Raw genomic sequence first — 17,331 nt, 5'->3', positions numbered from 1 at the left:
TATGAGCGAGAACACTCCCCTGCTCCCCGTCCATGTGATCTCCGGATTTCTCGGTGCAGGCAAGACCACCCTGCTGAAGTCGGTCCTGGCCAGTGAGGCATTTGGCGATAGCGCAGTGCTGATCAACGAATTCGGAGACGTGGGGCTCGACGACCGGCTGATCGGTGATATTGCCGAAGACGCCGTACTGCTCTCCAGTGGCTGCGTCTGCTGCACCATTCGCGGCGAGCTGTCCGAGGCGCTCAGGCGCTTGCTGACTCGACGCCAGGACGGCGACATACCACCGTTCAAACGAATTATCCTGGAGACCACGGGCCTGGCCGATCCTGGCCCGATCGCCTCCACCATTACCGCCGATCCGGTCTTGCGACACCACCTGCGTCCCGGCACCAACCTGACGCTGGTGGATGCCGTCAATGCCGTCGACAGCCGCGCCGCTCACCCGGTGTGGGAGGCTCAGGTCGCCGTGGCCGACAAGCTGGTAATCAGCAAGACCGACCTGGTGGAGCACCATGCGCTGACACAGCTCGAATCACTGCTGGATGCGCTCAACCCCGCTGCTCAACGGATGGGCAGGGAAGCACTCGATCAGCCTAGTGATAGCCTGTTTGCCAGCGGCCCACATCTTCAGCGGTTTACCCCTGGGCAGGTCAAGGACTGGCTGGGACCATGGCGCAACCCCGTCCGGCATGACCCCGACCACCTGGGCAACATCCGCTCCTTTCGACTGGGCCTGGAAGGCGACGTGGACTGGACATGCCTGGGCATCTGGCTGTCCATGCTGCTTAATCGCCATGGCAGTGACATCCTCAGAGTCAAGGGGGTGCTTCACGTGCACGGCGATAACCGCCCGGTCGTGCTGCATGGCGTCCAGCACACGATTCATCCGCCTGAGCATGTCGAGACGTGGCCGGCGCACGACCGTCACTCGGAGCTGATCTTCATTACCCGCGACATCGATGCCGAGCGCGTGACACAATCGCTGACGACCTTCATGGAGCGCATCAGCGATCACCCCAGCCCAAGGATTCAGCATGCCTGACACCCAGCACGACGCCCCCTATGTGCAACGTGGCCCCGTGACCCTGCGTGTGCTTGGCACCTCAGTGACGCTGCTCGAGAGCATTCGCGAGCGCGCCCGAGAAGATCTCGGTCTGCGCCTGGAGTTCACGGTAATGGACGGCGTAGCCGCCCAGAGAGCCGGCGTGCTGGCCCCCGACAGCTTTGATATCTACGATCAGTGGTTCCACAACGTCGACTTCGTATGGCCCGCAGGCGCCATTCAACCGATCGAGCTGAGCCGTCTGGAACACTGGGAGTCCATCAACGACCTGCCCAAGACCGGCCGCCTGACGCCCCATGCGCCAAGAGGTGCCGGTGGCAACCCAGTAGACCGCCTCTACGTCCAGCCCGACGGCAGCTGTGGCCCACGGCCGACGGAACACATCACCATGTTGCCCGTCAGTCACAACGTCGACAGCTTTGGCTACCGTCTAGACATGCTGCCGGAGGGGCTCTCCGACGCAGAGGAGAGCTGGGCCTGGCTGCTGGACCCGCGCTGGCGCGGCATGGTCAGCCTGCAAAACGACAGCGCCATCGGCGCCATTGACGCGGCTCTGGCCGCCCAGGCAGCGGGCTTGGTGACCTTCGAGGACCTGGGCAACCTGAGCGTCAATGACATCGATACGCTGATTGACTGCCTGATCACCCTCAAGGGAAAGCAGCACTTTCGCACCTTCTGGAGCAACCAGGACCAGGCCTCCTCGGATATGGTGCGCGGCCGCGTCGGCATCGAGAGCCTGTGGTCGCCAGCGATGACGGCGCTAAAACAGCGCCAGATCAAGGTGCGCATGGCAGCGCCACGGGAGGGGTACCGTGCCTGGTACGGCGGTATGTCGCTATCTCGAGGTGTCACGGGCAGAACCCTGGACGCCGCCTATGACTACCTGAACTGGTGGCTCTCTGGCTGGCCCGGCGCGGTGATGGCCCGTCAGGGCTACTATGTTTCCACGCCGGAGCTGACACGCCCTCACCTGACCACCGCCGAGTGGGACTTCTGGTATGCGGGCAAGCCGGCGGCAGAGGAACTCGCGGGCCCTTCAGGGCCGTGCGGCATGATTCACAAGGGCGAGGTCCGCGACGGCGGAGACTATCTGACCCGCATGAGCCGTATCGCCGTCTGGAACACGGTCATGGACGAACACAACTACCTGGTCAGACGCTGGAACGACTTTATGTCGGCGTGAGCCCACAACAGCCCGTCGCCAGGCGCTGCCCGAAAAGTCGACGAGCGAAGGTTAGACAAGGCAAAAATCGGTGAGAAAGCGCAGTTTGCGGGGTGTAAATGAGCATTTCGGTCCGGTTTTTAACGCCGTATTACCGAGCGCAGGCACTTTTCAAACAAGCCCTAGCCCAGCGCCTTGACGATCAACTGCACCCCCACCACCGCCATGGCCAGCACCACCAGGCGATAGAACAGCCGCTCGTTGACCCGATGCTGCAACCACAGACCGCTCTTGATGCCGAACCAGGCCACGGGCACCAGCGCCAGCGACGCCCAGATGCTGGTGAGGTTGATCTCCCCCAGCCACAGGTAGGGCGGCAGTTTCATGGTGTTGACGGCGGCGAACACTAGAGTGGTGGTGGCGATGAAGGTGGTCTTGGGCAGTCGCCTGGGCACCAGGTAGAGGTTCATTGGCGGCGCCCCGGCATGGGCAATAAAACTGGTGATGCCGGTGGCAATGCCCGCAGGCCAGGCCCAAAGGGGGGCGATCGGCTTGGAGGCCGCCGGCTTGAGCACCATGTAGACCACGAACAGCAAGGAAATCACCCCGAGCAGCAGCCTGACGTGGTCCTCATCGAGACGGCCCGCCACCAGGGTCGCCACTACCACACCGATCGCCATGCCGGGTATCAGCCGCTTCACCTCGGCCATATCCTGATGCCCCCACCAGGCCTTGACCGCCAGCCCATCCATCACCAGCAGCAGGGGCAACAACAGGCCGGCAGCAGCGATGGGGTCGATGGCCAAGGCCATCAGCGGTACCGACAGAGTGCCGAACCCTCCGGCAAAGCCGCCCTTGGAAATACCCGTCAAATAGGTGGACAGGATGATCAGGCCCCAGGCGAGCCAGGAGTAATCGGGAAGCATAGCGATCCTTGCGCACGACGACGCCGAAGCAAGCCTGCTTCGGCGTCTTTATCAGGGGTCGGGGCAACCATGCACCCCAGGCCCCAGCATGCCACACCATGCTCACCTATGGCAGCGGGCAGCGGCGTTTCGCGTGCTGGCTGAGCTGCGAGGCGCTTGCCTGCTGGCGTTACTTGGCGGCCTGCATCGCCAGGGCGGTATCCAGCATACGGTTGGAGAAGCCCCACTCGTTGTCGTACCAGGCCATGACCTTGACCAGGCGGCCGTTGACGCGGGTGTGATTGGCGTCGAAGGTCGAGGAGGCCGGGTCGTGGTTGAAGTCGATCGACACCAGCGGCTGGGCGTTGACGTTAAGTACCGGAGAATTGGCCGCCGCCTTGGCGACGATCTCATTGATCTCTTCCTTGGTGGTGTCGCGTGAGGCAGTGAACACCAGGTCGACCAGGGACACATTGATGACCGGCACGCGAACCGCCAGGCCATCCAGCTTGCCATTCAGCTCCGGCAGCACCTTGCCCACGGCGGCAGCGGCGCCGGTCTTGGTCGGGATCATGGAGTGAGTAGCACTGCGCGCGCGGTAAGGATCCTTGTGGTACACGTCGGACAGGTTCTGATCGTTGGTATAGGCGTGAACGGTGGTCATCAGGCCATTCTCGATGCCCACGGCATCATTCAACGCCTTGGCCACCGGCGCCAGGCAGTTGGTGGTGCACGAGCCGTTGGAGACGATGGTGTCACTGGCCTTGAGCACGCTGTCATTCACACCGAAGACAATGGTGGCGTCGCCATCGGGGCTGGGCGCCGACACCAGCACCTTGGCGGCACCAGCGTCAATGTGCTTGCCGGCATCGGCACGCTTGGTGAACAGCCCCGTGCACTCCATCACGATGTCCACGCCAAGGGTTGACCAGGGCAGGCTCGCGGGATCACGTTCGGACAGGATAGCGATACGATCGCCGTCGACGCTCAAGCTTTCCTCGTCATGTTCTACCTTGAAAGGAAAGTGTCCATGGGCCGTATCATGACGCAGCAAGTGGGCGTTGAGGGACGGATCGCCCAGGTCGTTGATGGCCACGACCTCGATACGATCCCGGTAGCCGTTCTCGTAGAGCGCGCGAAGCACATTGCGGCCGATGCGACCAAATCCGTTGATGGCAACCTTGAGAGTCATAGCGAAAATCCCCCTGAGCGGCGAAAAACAATCTTGCGTGAAGGCCATAGAGCTCGACGGTAGGCGGGATTGATGAAGTTGCACATCCCCCGCAAGGACGTCGTCAGTGGGCACCAATGTGGTACAGACAGCGCCGGGACTCAAGCACTATTTTGCTAAACTTACAACATTTTCAGCAAAACATTGATAGAGGACACTCTAATAGTTCCCGCAATTCGCCAACTTGCTTGCGCTTCAGCTCTAGAACCTTAGCGGTTCATACCTTAGTCGCACGGCATCTTCGTAGTAATATTACCTTCAACACTCTATGGTATCCCTGAACATGGTGACACCATTCACCCCGCCTTTCATCGGAGGCCTCGCATGTCTCAGCCCGTCAAGGAAGTCAGCCGTGTACTCCCGGCTCGTAAACGCATCGCTCTGGTCGCCCACGATGGCAAGAAGCAGGAGCTGATGGACTGGGCCTCACGCTGGAAGGACACCTTGACGGCGCACCAGCTGATCGGCACCGGGACCACGGCCGCCCGCCTCAGCCACACCCTGGGACTGGACGTGGAGGGGTTGATGAGCGGTCCGCTGGGCGGTGACCAGCAGATTGGCGCCAGGATCACCGAACAGGCGTTAGACCTGCTGATCTTTTTCTGGGATCCGTTCTCGCCGCAGCCCCACGACCCTGACGTCAAGGCGCTGCTGCGCCTTGCTGCCCTGTGGAACGTGCCGGTGGCCTGCAATCCCTCCAGCGCCGACTTCATGATGAGCTCCCCCTGGCTCGGCCAGGACTACGAGATGAGGATACCCGACGCCCAGGCGTGGATTTCTTCTCGTAGTGACAACAACTAATTCGTATCGAGGATTCATCCGTGTTCCAACTGACCCGAAGCGTGACCTGGCAATCGCTGCTGAAGCTGCGTGAAGAAACCGCCAACGACCGCATCCGTGACTACTTTGCCGCTGATCCCAAGCGATTCGACAAGATGAGCCTGCGCGTGGGTGGGCTCTTTCTCGACTACTCCAAGCATCAGATCTCCGACAAGGTGCTCGACAAGCTGATGGAGCTGGCAGAACACTCTGCCCTGGTGCAGCGGCGCGCGCAGATGTTCTCCGGCGATATCATCAACGTCACCGAGGACCGGCCGGTCCTGCATACCGCATTACGCAACCTGGGCGACACGCCGGTCATTGCCGACGGCAAGGATGTGATGCCCGAAATCCACGCCACTCGCGAGCAGATCAAGCGCTTCTCCGAGGAAGTGCGCAGTGGCGCCTGGAAGGGCTACAGCGGCGAGCGTATCCGCGACATCGTCAACATCGGCATCGGCGGCTCGGACCTGGGGCCCAACATGGCCAGCCGCGCGCTGCTCAAGTACCGACAGGCGGACCTGAACTTCCATTTCGTCTCCAACGTCGATGGCGCTCATATTCAGAAGGTACTGAGAAGCCTCGATCCGGCGACCACCTTGTTCATCGTCTCCACCAAGACCTTCTCGACCCAGGAAACCCTGCTCAACGCGCGTACTGCCCGTCGCTGGTTCATCGAGAATGCGGGTGATGATGCCGACATCGGCGCTCACTTCATCGCTGCCTCGACCAACCGTAAAGCGGCCATGGAATTCGGCATCCGCGAAGAGAATGTCTTTGAGTTCTGGGCCTGGGTCGGCGGACGCTACTCGATGTGGTCGTCGATCGGCCTGCCTATCGCGCTGGCTATCGGCTACGACGGCTTCATCGAGATGCTCGAAGGCGCCTACGAGATGGACCAGCATTTCCTGTCCGCGCCACTGTCCAACAACATGCCGGTGCTGATGGCGCTGATCGGCATCTGGTACATCAACTTTGTCGGCGCCGAAACCCAGGCCATCGTGCCCTACGACCAGGCGTTGCATCAGCTGCCCGCCTTCCTGCAGCAGCTCGACATGGAATCCAACGGCAAGTCGGTGGATATCTTCGGGCGTCCCGTGGACTACAAGACCGGGCCCATTGTCTGGGGTCAGACCGGCTCCAACGGCCAGCATGCCTTCTTCCAGCTGCTGCACCAGGGCACTCGCTATGTGCCCATCGACTTTATCGCGTCGCTGAAGCCCGAGCCCGGCGTCGAGGACCACCACTTCGCCCTGCTGACCAACATGCTGGCTCAGGCCAACGCCTTCATGGAAGGCAGTAGCCAGGGCGGCGACCTGGATCCTTACAGCTGTCCAGGTAACCGACCCTCCAGTGTGCTGCTGCTCGATGAATTGACGCCGCGCAACCTGGGCGCCTTGATCGCTCTTTACGAGCACAAGGTGTTCGTCCAGGGAGTGATCTGGAACATCAATTCCTTTGACCAGTGGGGCGTCCAGCTCGGCAAGCGGATTGCCGGTGAGATCAGCGAGAAGATCGACGAGCGCAGCCAGGACTTCGACGCCTCGACCCAGGGACTGCTGGGTCTGGTAAGAGAACACTTCAGCGCGGCAGAAACACCCAGGAACAAGCACGCTGACAAAGCGACCAAGACGTCCCGCAAGGGCGCATCGTCCAAGCACGACGCAGCAACAAAACCCTGACGACAGCTGACCTTCAAGCTCGCTCCAGACCCCCTGCGGGGCGAGCTTGGCTGCGTTCAGTCTTCGCCGCGCTTCGCGCCAACCGCCGCCGTGCGTCGGGCCAATACGCTGCGTGCACGGGCATCTCCTGCCCAGGCCGCCCCAAGCCACAGTGGAACACTCACCGTCAGGTAGGCCAAGGCCAGGCCGGGGCGCCCTGCGATGACCAGTTCAGCCACTTCCAGGCTGAACAGGGAAAAGGTAGTAAAGCCACCACAGAAGCCTGCCACCGCCCAAGGGTGCAGACGCGCCAGACGCCGGCTGCCACTCAGACCCGCGTGGGTGGCAAAGCGGGCGATCAGCCAGGATCCCAGCACATTGACCAGCAGGGTCGCCCAGGGAAACGGAGAAGCGACAAGCCCTGCCACCATCATGCCGACGCTGAGGCGACACACCGCGCCCAGGGCGCTCCCCATCCCGACGGCCAGATACAGCCATGCCACTTCGCGTCGGATCCTCATGGGAGCGCCTCCCGGCCCAACAGCAGGCCATCGATGAGGCTACCCAGCATCCATCCTGCGGCCACCGCCGACAAGCCGACGATCAAGGTCACGCCCACGTTTGCGATGGCCGCCATCAAGCGCCCTTCTCGCAACAAGTCGAGGGTTTGCAGGCTGAACGAAGAGACCGTGGTGAAGCCACCCATGACCCCAGTGAGTAGCATCAGCGCCAGCGTTGAACCGGTCTCCAGCAGGCTTGCCAGCAGACCTATCACCAGGGCACCGAGCAGATTGACCAGCATGGTGCCCCAGGGAAACCGGCTGCCCCAGGCCGAGGCTGCCCAGCGGCTGACGAACAGCCGCCCCATGCCACCCAAGGCTCCTCCCAGCGCCACACTGGTCAGCGTCCACCCATCCATCGCCTTGCGCTCCGACAAAAGCGTCATGGTAAGCCAGTGGCTGCCCTTTGTCGTGGCGACACACCAGCAGATCCGGGGAGCGATTTGCTACGCAAAACCGGCACGGCACAGAACGTTTCTGTCAAAGCAGGCTCTCAATGCAGGTGCCCGTCTGGCAGGGACGCGAAAAAAAACGCCGCCCGGGAGGGCGGCGAACTTGTGCTTGCCTAGCAGGGATGAAGCGCATGGGATGCGTTCACCGTCAATATGGCACAGAATTGGCAATACGTACAAGTTTTGTACATCATTGATGACGTACAAGCGCTGATCGAACATGTTAGCCTGCGCCAGAATCGCTCGATCATGCCCTCGCCTGTCCTCAGGCTCCATCAATTACAGGAGAAGGTTTGCGTGATGCCCTCACGACTCTGCTCTCGACTCTCACGCGTGCTGCTGCTCGCCCTGATATTGTTCGCTGGCCCAGCCTTTGCTCAGCAAGCGGATGGAGATGGCACCGCAAACGCTTCTGGCGACGGCCCAGCCTATTCGACCCTGGCTGACCTGCTGGAAAACGAGCAGTCTCGTAGCCAACTGATCCAACAGCTGCGCCAGATGGCGGAGAACGCCCCGGAACAGGCTCAAGCTGCCGGCGGCGCGGCCATCGATACCGCGGCCGACGCGACCTTGCCAAAACAGCTGGCCGATATGACCAGCCGCGTCGTCACCGAATTTGGCTTTCAGTTCGAGAACCTGGTCAATATCTTCGGAGCCATGGTGAATGGCGCCTTCTCGGAAGGTGAGCTCAACTACGAGCTCTTCACAGAAGCGGCCATCAATCTCGGACTGGTGATTCTGGCCACCTTCGTCATGTTCGTGGTCATCCGACGACTGGTCAGGCCGCTGTTCACCCGCCTGAGCCAGTATTCACAGAATGGTCAGACGCTGAATCCCACCATTCGGCTGGTGCTGTGTGTGGTCCTGGCCGTGATCGTCGACGCCGCTGTGGTCGGGCTTGCCTACGTGGGCGGCAACCTGGCCGCCACCTTCGCGATTGGTGAAACCGGAAGCCTGTCGACAAGGGCATCGCTGTTCCTGAACGCCTTCCTGGTCATTGAGCTGCTGAAGGCGGCTGTCCGCATGTTGTTCGCCTCCCGCTACGAGGGGCTACGCCTGCTGCCGATTTCCGCCGACAATGCGTCCTACTGGAACCGCTGGATCGCGCGCCTGATCGGGCTGACCGGCTACGGCCTGATGGTCGTGGTGCCGCTGATCAACACCTATCTTTCCTACAGTGTCGGCGAGGGCATTGGCGCCCTGATCATGATCGGTGCCTACCTGTATGCCATCACCGTGGTATTGATCAACCGCACCAAGCTGCGGGATGCGCTGTTCGATTCTGCGGTGCGTTCCAGCCTGGCCGCCTCCGGCGTGGCACTGCGTATGCTGGGTCGTACCTGGCACCTGTGGGCCATCATCTACTTCTCGGTGGTGCTGGTACTGACCCTGACACGTCCCGAGGACGCTCTGCCATTTGTCTTGATGGCCACGCTGAAGACCCTCGGCATCGTGCTGGCGGCCATGCTGATCTCGCGGCTGCTGGTACAGGCAGTAGGACGCCGCATTACCCTGTCCAGCGAGCTCAACAAGAAGCTGCCGCTGCTGGAAACCCGGCTTAACTCTTACGTGCCCACCCTGCTGCGCATCGTCAACGTATTGATCCTGATCGTTGCCGCCATGGCGCTGCTCAATGCCTGGGGCGTGTTCGACATGGCCACCTGGTACGCGTCAGAAGCCGGGCGCCTGCTGGTCAGCCAGGTCATCAATGTGGTCATTATCCTGGTGGTGGCTGCCGGCACCTGGATCGCTCTGGCCAGCTTCATCGAGCACAAGCTCAACCCCTCCACTGGCCGTGGCGTGCCTTCTGCCCGGGCCCAGACCTTGCTGTCGCTGTTCCGCAATGCCCTGGCGATTGCCATCGTCACCATGACGGCAATGATCGTGCTGTCGGAGATCGGCATCAATATCGGGCCATTGATCGCCGGTGCCGGTGTGCTGGGTCTGGCTATCGGTTTCGGTGCGCAGAAACTGGTCCAGGACATCATTACCGGTATCTTCATCCAGGTAGAGAACGCCATGAATACGGGTGACGTGGTGACCCTGGGCGGTATTACCGGTACCGCAGAAAAGCTCAGCATCCGTTCGGTGGGTATTCGTGACCTGCACGGCACCTATCACCTGGTTCCCTTCTCCAGTGTGGATGTGGTGTCCAACTACATGCGTGGCTTTGCCTACCATGTCGGCGAATACGGTGTGGCATACCGCGAAAACGTGGATGAAGCGATCGTTGCCCTGCGCAATGCCTTCGACGAGCTGTCGTCGGACGACCAGTGGAAAACGGAAATTCTCGAGCCTCTCGAGGTGGCAGGTGTCATCGCCCTGGCCGATAGCTCGGTCAACATTCGTGTCCGCATCAAGACCACACCAGGCAACCAGTGGGCCATCGGGCGCGCCTACAATCGCCTGGTCAAGATGCACCTGGACGAGGCGGGTATCGAGATTCCCTTCCCTCATACCACCGTCTATTTCGGCGAAGACAAGCAAGGCAAGGCACCTGCCGCCAACCTGCGTCTGGTCGAAAAGGACGTGGTATCCACCGGCAAGGAGAAAGATACCGCGCCACTACCTGGAGAAGAAGGCAGCGTCGACGCCCCTCGCGAGCACGAGACCCGCGAGTACGCTGAAACCAATGCCAAGTTCCGCGGTGACTATGACCCGGAAGGCAATTGACCTGATCTTCAGTAACAGCGAGGGCGGCCCATGGGCCGCCCTCTTTTATTCGCTGCTGGTAACGCCTACCCCACACACACCTCCCGGCATCTCCCACCCGGCGCCAGGCGGCTCGCCTGCCCCATACGGTTCCTGGCAGCACCTGGCTGCTCGCCTATCGCTGGAACCACTCCCATGCCGCTTCTGGCAGCGCTCATCCGGCACCTGAAGATGGCAGGCCTCCTGCCACGAACTCGGGCGCCTTGTGTGACGCTCGGCCATGTTCAGCGCGACCGCTAGGGGCCCACAAACGCCAGGAGCGGGGCCCATTGGCCCCGCCCCGGGCGGTCGTTCTGCGGCGTCGGTCGCAGTCCTGGGATCAGGCCTGCTGGGCGTCGCTAGGTTGCGGTAGTGACGGCAACGACTTGTCGAGAAGCTCGACGCTCTGACGATAGTAGAGCTGGCTCTTGTTGTGTTCACCCAGGTTGGCATAGAGCCGTGCGAGTTCTGCACAGACCACGCCGCTCGGCCGCTGACGCTGGCTCGCCTCGAAGTACTCCTGGGCCTTGCCCCAGTACGCATTGCGCAGGGCCAGTCGACCAAGGGTCAACAGCAGGTCCGGATCATTGGGGCGTTCCTGCAGCCATTTCTCGGCGGTGACCAGTTGGCGCGAGGCATCCACACCCAGCAAGCCGTAGCGCAGCACCAGACGGCTGTCCCAGTTGGATTTGAGCGAATGGCGCAGCAGTTTCTCGGCAATCACCTGCTCGTTGCAACGCACCAGCGTCTCGGTGTACAGCACCAGCAAGTCGACGTTGCTGCGCAGGTACTCCGGCATATCGGACCACAGGTTGCGCACTCGCTCGATATCTTCGGGGTTGCGCGTTTCCTGCAGAATCAGCTCACGATAGGCCTGCAGCTCCAGAGCCTCACGCTCTTCCCGGGAGATCAGCTGCTGGTCAGCCAGGCGCGGCAGCAGGCGACGCAGGCCATCCCAGTCGCTGACGCTGATGTACGCGGCTTTCAGCTGCTTGAGTACCTGCGGGTGACGCGGCAGGTGCCGGTCGAGACGCGTCAGAATAGCCAGCGCCTCTTCGTACTGCTGACGGTCCAGCATCAGCTGAGCCTGCATCATACCTACCGCAGGATCGGCCCCATCGGTCGAAATATGTGCACGCTTGAGCAGCGTATCGGCCTGGTCGTAGCGTCCCTGGTAGTGAGCTGCCAGCGCCGCGGACAAGTAGTTGACCAACGGCGTGCTGGAGTCGTCCGCCGCCTTGACCAGAGCCTTCTCGGCTCGCTTCCAGCGACCTTCCGCCAGCGCGACCAGCCCGCGCACAGTACGCTTCATGGCGGTGCGATTACGGGCCCGAGAATTCCACACCTTGAAACGGCTGACCGGGCGACTCATCCGTACCAGAACGCGCAAGGCAAAGTGCACAATGATGAACAGCGCCAACAGGATGACCAGACCGAACCAGAAGGAGGTCTGGAAGGAGGTGTCCCCCACCCTGACCAACCAATAGCCAGGAACGGACATCATCAGCTGGCCGAACAGCGCCCCGACCGCAAGGCCAACGACGATGAGCAGGATCAGCTTTCTCATGCGTTACCTCCCTGGCCGGATGCACCCGCCTCGAAGCGCTGCTCGATAAACCTAGCCAGCGCTTGCTGGGAGGCACTGATGTCGGGAAGCTCAGGGCGAATGGCCTGGCTCTTCAGCTCACCCAGGCGTGCAATCACCGCCTGCACCGCCTCGTTGTCGCCATCGTAGTAGCCTTGAAGCAAGGTGATGGCCTTGTCGAGGCTCGCTTCGTACAGCCCGGTTTCTTCCTTCAGCAGCGCCAGCTGCGACTGCTCCAGGACCAGCCGCAGGCTTTGACGCAGGTAGGATTCCTGCTCAGGGGTGATCAGCGCCTCGAGAGCCTGGTCATGATGACGGACCGTCACCAGCTCCTTGAGTTCTTCCCCGACCCGAGCGAGCTGCTCCTGCCAGGCCCCTGCCGGCGCCTCCTCGATGGTGGTATCCGCCGTGAATTCCTCGATGTCCTGGGCCAGCGGCAATCCGGCGATCTGCTCCTGCTGGGCGTTCAGGGCCAGGTAGAGCCCTGTGCGGTCCACCTTGGGCACCGACTGCAGCGCGGCAAGCTCTTCGGCAATGGCACGACGCACCGGCACCAGCGCCGGGTTATCAGCCTCTTCCAGGCGCGCGTCTGCGGTCCGCAGCAGGGCAGCGGCACCTTCCACGTCGCGCTCCAGCTGCAGGCGCTGATTGGCCAGCCTCAACAGATAGGCAGCCTCGGCATGAAGCCAGTCGCGCTCATCGGCATTCTGTTCCTTGGAGAGTTCCGCCAGCACACGGTCCAGCGTCTGATTGACGTCGGACTTGTAGTCCGCGAAATCACTCTTGATCCCGTCGACCGCCTGCCCCATGGTCTCGCGGCGCTCGTTGAGCCCGCTTTCCAGCTGTGATGACAGCTCCTGGACATCGCTCAGGCTCGGCGTGTTCTGCTTGAGCTGATCGATCCGGGCCGACATGGCCTGCTGAAGCTGCCACCCTTTGAAACCGACGAAGGCCACGCCAGCGATCAACAGCAGCACCAACACCAGCGCAATGACACCGGCCTTGCCTCCACCGGAACCGCCCGAAGAAGTCGATGTGGCGCTGGTCGATGCCGCGCCTCCACCGCTACCGGCGGAGCCACCCTTGACGCGGCCGCCGGACGAGCCAGTGGACGCAGAGGAAGTCGCACCCGCCGCGGCAGCCTTCGTCTTGGCTGAGTCCGATGCGCTTGAACTCGATGCACTAGAGCTAGAAGCAGACGTCTTGGAGCGGGAGTCGCTCGACTGGGTGGGGGCAGACGCGTCCGCGCTTTGCGGCTTGGCATCAGCGGCTGGCTTGGCTGCCGACGTGGTAGCACTGGAGGCCGCCTCTTTCGACGCTGAGGTCGCCTTGTCGCCAGCGCTCGACGCGGCCGCATTGTCAGAAGAGCCACTCTTGCTGCTGGCCGACGCGGCGGTGGAAGACGGCGAAGCGGACCCGGTCGAGCTGCTGTTGTTCTTGTCGCGACGCCTCGAGCGCCGCTGGGCGCCTCCCCTGCCGGCACCACCCTTGGCGGGCTCCGTGCCTGAGGTCGCGGCCTGTGCTCCTTGCTTGCCGGAGGCGGACGCCGTCTGCTGCTCGTCCTGATCGTGCTGTTGGTTGCTCATCTGTCGCTAGCCCTTTTCGAGATCTTCATTCGCCATCCTCTGGGTCGCAGGTCCTTGCTACCGCAGCTGCCAGCGCCGCAGGAGACGCGCCAGACGCCACGACCGGGACGCGAAACCCCAGCGTTTTCGCCAGTGTAGCCAACCGCTGGCTGGAAACGACCAGCGGTCGTTGAAAGGCGGCCTCTGAACACCATCTTGCCAGATGTTCCAGGATTTCTCCGCTACTGACCACCAACGCCCCGTAGTCCCCTGCAGCCAGCCGCTGCGCGGCATCCTCTGCCAGCGGCAACAGACGGCGCCGATACACTTCTACCCGCGTCAACCGCGCCCCTCGCTGAGCAAGCGTCTCACCCAGCAACGACCGCCCTCCTTCACCTGCCACCAGCAACACTCGCTGCTGATCAAGCCGCTTGAGCGACGGAAGTGCCAGCAAGGCCTCACTGGTTTCTTCCCCGGCGGCCGCAGTAGGCAGACGTACCCTCACACCCAAGGCCTGATACAGCAGCGCGCCCGTCGCCTGCCCCACGGCATACAGCTCGAGCCCTTGCGGCAGCTGCGGCCAATATCGGTCGAGCGCCTCGACCAACTGCTCGGCGGCGGCGGGGCTGATAACTATCACCTTATGAAAGTGATCGATGTCGAGCCAGGCCGACCTTGCATCCGCCGTCTCTGGCACAGTTTCCTGCCGCATCACCTCGAGCCGAAGCGTTGACAGCCCGAACGCACCGACGGCTTCTGCCAACACCTGGCCGCGAGCGCCCGGTCGAGTCAGCAACACCGGTGCAGACATCAGCGCGGCCCGTACACCTCAGCCAGAATATCGCTGGCTCCCTGTTCGAGCAGCTGCTCGGCCACACGAATACCCAACGCCTCCGGTTCGTCTACCGAGCCGCGACCCTCGGCCCGCAGCACTCGCGTGCCGTCCGGGGTACCCACCAAGGCACGCAGCCACAGCGTCCGGCCATCATCTTCGTAGATAGCGTGGCCGCCGATGGGGACCTGACAGCCCCCTTCAAGCCGCGTATTCATAGCACGCTCGGCACGCACTCGCGTCGCCGTCTCGATATCATCAAGCGGCGCCAGCAATGACACCAGCTCGGTATCATGCATACGGCACTCGATCCCCAGGGCGCCTTGCCCACAGGCAGGCAAACACACCTCGGGGGGCAGCTCCTGGGCGATACGGTCTTCAAGGCCCAGGCGCTTTAGTCCGGATGTCGCCAGCAGAATGGCGTCAAACTCACCGCCGTCAAGCTTGGCCAGGCGGGTCTGCACATTGCCACGCAGGCTGATCACCTCCAGATCGGGGCGCGCTTCGCGCATCTGCAGCCCGCGCCTCAGGCTGGATGTGCCCAGTCGAGCCCCCTCGGGAAGGTCCTCGAGGCAACCGTAGTCGTTGGACACAAACGCGTCGGTGGGCTCGGCCCCTTCGAGAATCACCGACAGACCCAGGCTTTCGGGGAACTGCATCGGGACATCCTTCATGGAGTGCACGGCAATGTCCGCTCGTCCGTCGAGCATCGCCTCTTCCAGCTCCTTGACGAACAGTCCCTTGCCGCCGACCTTGGCCAGCGGGGTATCGAGGATCTTGTCCCCACGCGTCGACATGGGTACCAGCTCGACTTCAAGGTCAGGATGAATCGCCATCAGGCGATCGCGGACATGTTCGGCCTGCCACATGGCCAGTTGGCTCTTACGCGTCGCGATACGCAGCCTGGACATCTGTTGCACGTTGCTACTCCCTGGTCGGGCTCGCGACCACATCGCCGCGTCCGCCATATTAAGTGAATGGCGTCATCATAAAGCACGGCCCCCGTCAGTAAAATCGACCTGAGCCAGCCTGGCCGTCCTTTTTGCCGCCATCTTCGCCTTCGCCCCGGTCTCAGCCCCCTGGGTCCGAGACTTTTGTTGTCGGGCCCGATACCGCCCTCGCCTCGTTGGCCGACTCTGGTACACTCTGGCCCATACCTCGACAGCGGCTCCCGACACTGTCCTCGCCTGCAGGCCCGACGTCGCGCCCGTCGCCATCGCATCGTCATTCAGGAAGTCCTTCAATGAGCCAGACCACCAATCAGTCCTGGGGCGGACGCTTCAGTGAACCCACCGATGCCTTTGTCGCCCGTTTCACCGCCTCGGTCGACTTCGATCAGCGCCTGGCACGCCACGACATTCAGGGCTCCATCGCTCATGCCACCATGCTGGCCCAGGTAGGGGTGCTGAGCGAACAAGAGCGTGACGCCATCGTGACCGGCCTCAAGGAGATCGAGACCGAGATTGCCGAAGGCAGTTTCGAGTGGTCGGTGGCACTGGAAGACGTGCACATGAATATCGAGGCGCGCCTGACGCAGAAGATCGGCATCACCGGCAAGAAGCTGCATACCGGCCGTTCGCGTAACGACCAGGTGGCGACAGATATTCGCCTCTACCTGCGCGAAGAAATCGATCTGGTCGCCAGCGAACTGGCACGGCTGCGTGCCGGGCTGATCGAGCTGGCCGACGGCGAAGCAGATACCATCATGCCGGGCTTCACGCACCTGCAGACGGCCCAGCCGGTCACCTTTGGTCATCACCTGCTGGCCTGGCAGGAAATGCTGGCGAGGGATCATGAGCGCCTGCTGGATTGCCGCAAGCGGGTCAATATACTGCCCCTGGGCGCCGCCGCGCTGGCGGGTACCACCTACCCCATCGATCGCCACCTGACCGCTCAGCTGCTGGGCTTCGAGCGCCCCGCCGAGAACAGCCTGGACGCCGTCAGCGATCGTGACTTCGCCATTGAATTCACCGCCTTCGCCAGCTTGCTGCTGATGCACCTGTCGCGCATGAGTGAAGAGCTGGTGCTGTGGACCAGCGCCCAGTTCGACTTCATCGACCTGCCGGACCGTTTCTGCACCGGCTCGTCGATCATGCCGCAGAAAAAGAACCCCGACGTGCCTGAGCTGGTGCGCGGCAAGACCGGCCGTGTCTATGGTCATCTGATGGGCCTGCTGACGCTGATGAAGTCTCAGCCGCTGGCCTACAACAAGGACAATCAGGAAGACAAGGAGCCGCTGCTCGACACCCTGGACACCGTCAAGGGCTGCTTGCGCGCCTTTGCCGACATGGTGCCGGCCATCGAGTCCAAGGGCGATTCCATGCGCGAGGCTGCACGCAAGGGCTTCTCGACCGCCACCGACCTGGCCGACTACTTGGTACGCAAGGGCGTCGCCTTCCGCGACGCCCACGAAATCGTGGGTCAATCGGTCGCCTATGGCATCGAGAGCGGCAAGGACCTGTCGGACATGAGCCTCGACGAACTGCGCCAGTTCTCCGATACCATCGGCGACGATGTCTTTGATGTGCTGACGCTGGAAGGCTCGGTAGCAGCCCGCAACCATATCGGAGGCACCGCCCCCGACCAGGTCCGCGCCGCTGCCCAGCGGGCTCGCGATGCGCTGAAGGCCATCGCCACTGACCAAGGAGCCCGCCAATGAGCCGCGCTACCTCTGCACTGCTGCTGATACTGCTGCTGGCGATGACCAGCTTGGCCGGCTGCGGACAAAAGGGCCCGCTGTACCTGCCAGGCGACGAGGAGGCCGCAGAGCGCTACGGCCCTCGCGACAGCGTGGACCAGGACGAC

The 17,331-nt window shown here is 62.4% G+C and carries 15 protein-coding genes and 1 pseudogene; 8 read left to right on the top strand and 8 right to left on the bottom strand.

Translation table 11 applies throughout. The features are described 5' to 3' along the window. Position 1: 1 nt before the first annotated feature. Both JF545_RS11950 and JF545_RS11945 read left to right on the top strand, forming a co-directional pair. Positions 2 to 1,042, top strand: coding sequence for a CobW family GTP-binding protein (locus tag JF545_RS11950; RefSeq protein ID WP_206942321.1), 1,041 nt, complete (start codon positions 2 to 4; stop codon positions 1,040 to 1,042). Further along, entirely contained in the window at positions 1,035 to 2,246 is a 1,212-nt protein-coding gene (locus tag JF545_RS11945; protein ID WP_242520806.1) for an ABC transporter substrate-binding protein, read from the top strand. The genes JF545_RS11950 and JF545_RS11945 overlap by 8 nt, the downstream gene beginning before the upstream one ends. Before the next feature lie 161 nt (positions 2,247 to 2,407). On the opposite strand, the gene JF545_RS11940 is transcribed toward JF545_RS11945, so the two are convergent. Both JF545_RS11940 and gap read right to left on the bottom strand, forming a co-directional pair. Continuing rightward, positions 2,408 to 3,151 carry a sulfite exporter TauE/SafE family protein gene (locus JF545_RS11940; protein WP_206942319.1) on the bottom strand — a complete coding sequence of 248 codons (744 nt, stop codon included), beginning with the start codon at positions 3,149 to 3,151 and terminating at the stop codon, positions 2,408 to 2,410. Positions 3,152 to 3,320: 169 nt separating this feature from the next. Beyond that, positions 3,321 to 4,322 carry a type I glyceraldehyde-3-phosphate dehydrogenase gene (gene gap / locus JF545_RS11935; protein ID WP_206942317.1) on the bottom strand — a complete coding sequence of 334 codons (1,002 nt, stop codon included), beginning with the start codon at positions 4,320 to 4,322 and terminating at the stop codon, positions 3,321 to 3,323. Between the two features lie 363 nt (positions 4,323 to 4,685). Here gap and JF545_RS11930 point away from each other — a divergent pair, with 363 nt between their 5' ends. Beyond that, complete coding sequence (locus tag JF545_RS11930) at positions 4,686 to 5,162, top strand: methylglyoxal synthase (RefSeq protein WP_206942315.1); 477 nt, start codon at positions 4,686 to 4,688, stop codon at positions 5,160 to 5,162. Positions 5,163 to 5,182: 20 nt separating this feature from the next. Then, on the top strand, positions 5,183 to 6,862 hold the full coding sequence (pgi, locus tag JF545_RS11925; RefSeq protein WP_206942314.1) for a glucose-6-phosphate isomerase: 1,680 nt from the start codon (positions 5,183 to 5,185) through the stop codon (positions 6,860 to 6,862). A 56-nt stretch (positions 6,863 to 6,918) separates the two neighbouring features. Here the strand turns inward: pgi and JF545_RS11920 are convergent, their stop codons facing one another. Further along, entirely contained in the window at positions 6,919 to 7,362 is a 444-nt protein-coding gene (locus JF545_RS11920) for a fluoride efflux transporter FluC (protein ID WP_206942313.1), read from the bottom strand. After that, complete coding sequence (crcB, locus tag JF545_RS11915) at positions 7,359 to 7,787, bottom strand: fluoride efflux transporter CrcB (protein ID WP_224907807.1); 429 nt, start codon at positions 7,785 to 7,787, stop codon at positions 7,359 to 7,361. Before crcB ends, JF545_RS11920 begins: the two co-directional genes overlap by 4 nt. A gap of 366 nt (positions 7,788 to 8,153) precedes the next feature. Here crcB and ybiO point away from each other — a divergent pair, with 366 nt between their 5' ends. After that, a complete protein-coding gene (gene ybiO, locus JF545_RS11910; protein WP_206942311.1) occupies positions 8,154 to 10,526 on the top strand; it encodes a mechanosensitive channel protein in 2,373 nt (790 codons plus the stop codon). 358 nt (positions 10,527 to 10,884) lie between these two features. Here ybiO and JF545_RS11905 read toward each other — a convergent pair whose 3' ends face one another. Both JF545_RS11905 and JF545_RS19950 read right to left on the bottom strand, forming a co-directional pair. Then, positions 10,885 to 12,111 carry a heme biosynthesis HemY N-terminal domain-containing protein gene (locus JF545_RS11905; protein ID WP_206942309.1) on the bottom strand — a complete coding sequence of 409 codons (1,227 nt, stop codon included), beginning with the start codon at positions 12,109 to 12,111 and terminating at the stop codon, positions 10,885 to 10,887. Next, the gene (locus JF545_RS19950) at positions 12,108 to 13,112 is read right to left on the bottom strand and encodes a uroporphyrinogen-III C-methyltransferase (RefSeq protein WP_224851901.1); all 1,005 of its coding nucleotides are present in this window, start codon (positions 13,110 to 13,112) and stop codon (positions 12,108 to 12,110) included. Before JF545_RS19950 ends, JF545_RS11905 begins: the two co-directional genes overlap by 4 nt. Before the next feature lie 19 nt (positions 13,113 to 13,131). Here JF545_RS19950 and JF545_RS19945 point away from each other — a divergent pair, with 19 nt between their 5' ends. Beyond that, the gene (locus JF545_RS19945; protein WP_242520805.1) at positions 13,132 to 13,695 is read left to right on the top strand and encodes a hypothetical protein; all 564 of its coding nucleotides are present in this window, start codon (positions 13,132 to 13,134) and stop codon (positions 13,693 to 13,695) included. Positions 13,696 to 13,740: 45 nt separating this feature from the next. Here the strand turns inward: JF545_RS19945 and JF545_RS11895 are convergent, their stop codons facing one another. Beyond that, entirely contained in the window at positions 13,741 to 14,505 is a 765-nt protein-coding gene (locus tag JF545_RS11895; RefSeq protein ID WP_206942304.1) for a uroporphyrinogen-III synthase, read from the bottom strand. Then, a complete protein-coding gene (gene hemC, locus JF545_RS11890; RefSeq protein WP_242520844.1) occupies positions 14,505 to 15,437 on the bottom strand; it encodes a hydroxymethylbilane synthase in 933 nt (310 codons plus the stop codon). The genes JF545_RS11895 and hemC overlap by 1 nt, the downstream gene beginning before the upstream one ends. A gap of 332 nt (positions 15,438 to 15,769) precedes the next feature. Here hemC and argH point away from each other — a divergent pair, with 332 nt between their 5' ends. Together argH and lptM are read left to right on the top strand one after the other, a co-directional pair. Beyond that, positions 15,770 to 17,185, top strand: a complete 1,416-nt coding sequence (gene argH, locus JF545_RS11885) for an argininosuccinate lyase (RefSeq protein WP_206942301.1) — start codon at positions 15,770 to 15,772, stop codon at positions 17,183 to 17,185. Next, positions 17,182 to 17,298: pseudogene (gene lptM, locus JF545_RS20220) on the top strand (LPS translocon maturation chaperone LptM); the annotation flags it as partial. The gene argH and the pseudogene lptM, both read left to right, overlap by 4 nt. Positions 17,299 to 17,331: the final 33 nt, after the last annotated feature.

The sequence above is a fragment of the Halomonas litopenaei genome (assembly GCF_017303055.1).
GTDB lineage: Bacteria > Pseudomonadota > Gammaproteobacteria > Pseudomonadales > Halomonadaceae > Halomonas > Halomonas litopenaei_A.
Note: the sequence above shows the minus strand (reverse complement) of the source record. Positions and strands in the feature narration are given on the sequence as shown.